Source organism: Desulfovibrio sp. 1188_IL3213 (assembly GCF_036763145.1).
Taxonomy (GTDB): domain Bacteria; phylum Desulfobacterota; class Desulfovibrionia; order Desulfovibrionales; family Desulfovibrionaceae; genus Desulfovibrio.
Map to the genome: position 1 here is coordinate 1 of NZ_JBAIYR010000497.1, position 1,524 is coordinate 1,524.

The window sequence follows — 1,524 nt, forward strand, 5'->3', positions numbered from 1 at the left end:
GGCGCAACCTGCCGCGCAACACGGCAGCGGCTACCGGCGCGCAGCCAGAACGGCACGGTCCCCATCCGAGGGAAAGTCCAGCCGCCATGCCTTGCGTAGCGTTGTCTGATCTACGGCATCCGGGGCCTTGACCAGCGACACGTTCCCGGCAGGGAACACAAGCGATGGCGCAGAACCGGCCTGGGTTTCCTGCACAGGCTTGATATCGCTGAAATAACGCGCAGCCAACGCAAGGCTTTGCTGCACATTCACATCGCCGCTGATGACCACCCGAAGCGGCCTTTTCCTGCGGCTGGCGGAAACGAAGTCACGCACATCCTCAATGCTGAACCGGGCCTTGCCACTCCAGTGCTTATTCTGTATGCAGCCTCTTGCACCTCATGTTCAAAGAAGGATGTCATGGGCTTTTTTTACAGTATGCTCTCTTCGGCAGCCTTCGGGCTTATCCCCCTTTTCAGCCTGCCGCTCATGGCCAGGGGGCTTTCTCCGGCTACCGTGCTTTTTTACCGCTTTTTCATTGCTTCCATCGTGCTGGGGATACTTATCCTGCTGAGGGGCGAACGCCTGCACACCTCGCGGCGCAATCTTGCCAAGCTCACAGGCATGAGCCTCATGTACGCCTTGGCGGCCCTGCTGTTCATGCAGGCATTCAAGTACATGCCAAGCGGCGTGGCGGCCACCCTGCACTTTTCTTACCCGGTGATGGTCATGCTCATGATGATTGTTTTCTTTCATGAGCGCTTTTCGTCAATTACCGCTCTGGCCGTGGTTCTTGCCATCAGTGGGGTCTACCTGCTGAGCGGCGGCGCACAGTCCGGCAGCGTGGCGGACATGAGCATGCTGGGCCTGACGCTGGCCCTGGCCTCCGCACTGTGCAACGCCGTCTACATAACCAGCCTCTACGCGGCCCGCATCAGCAATATGACGGGCCTTGTGCTTACCTTTTATGTCATGGGCTTCGGCGCACTCTGCTCACTGGCAAACTCGCTGGCGACAAACAGCTTCCAGATGCTGCAAAGCTGGCAGGATCTGGCGCTGGCCGCCCTGCTGGCCCTGGTGACAGCGGTGCTTTCCAACTACACCCTGATTCTGGCGGTACAGCGCATCGGTTCTACCCTTGCGGCCGTAATGGGCGTGCTGGAACCTGTCACCGCAGTGGTCGTGGGCATTCTGGTATTCAACGAGCCGTTCAGCCTGTCGCTGCTTACGGGGCTGGCGCTTATTGCGGTTTCGGTAGTTCTCGTCATGCTTGGCGGCCACATCCGCCACCTGCTGGCCCGGCGCAAGACAACGCTGCCGCCCATCCCGTAAGGCCGCCCTGCGGTCCCGCTGCTTTGCCACTTTGCCGCCGCCTTCGGCTGCGCCGCAGTCTGCCCCGACAATATTGCTGCAAAAACAAAAGGAACCCCCCGGCCTAGCCGGGGGTTCTTCATATGCGCCTGTAAGGCTTTCTTACCAGCCGCGCCCTAACAGGCGCACGGGCGATCTGACATTTGCATTTCTGTTACTTGCGGCCCGTAAACG

Annotated in this window: 2 protein-coding genes; one reads left to right on the plus strand and one right to left on the minus strand. The window is 59.9% G+C overall.

From position 1 onward, the window contains the following. Nucleotides 1–30: 30 nt before the first annotated feature. Nucleotides 31–363, minus strand: a complete 333-nt coding sequence (locus V6C16_RS12985) for an insulinase family protein (protein WP_333536490.1) — start codon at nucleotides 361–363, stop codon at nucleotides 31–33. 36 nt (nucleotides 364–399) lie between these two features. Between V6C16_RS12985 and V6C16_RS12990 the strand changes: the two genes are divergently transcribed. Next, nucleotides 400–1,311: a DMT family transporter gene (locus tag V6C16_RS12990; RefSeq protein ID WP_333536489.1), complete on the plus strand. Its 912-nt coding sequence runs from the start codon at nucleotides 400–402 to the stop codon at nucleotides 1,309–1,311. The last annotated feature ends 213 nt before the right edge of the window (nucleotides 1,312–1,524 follow it).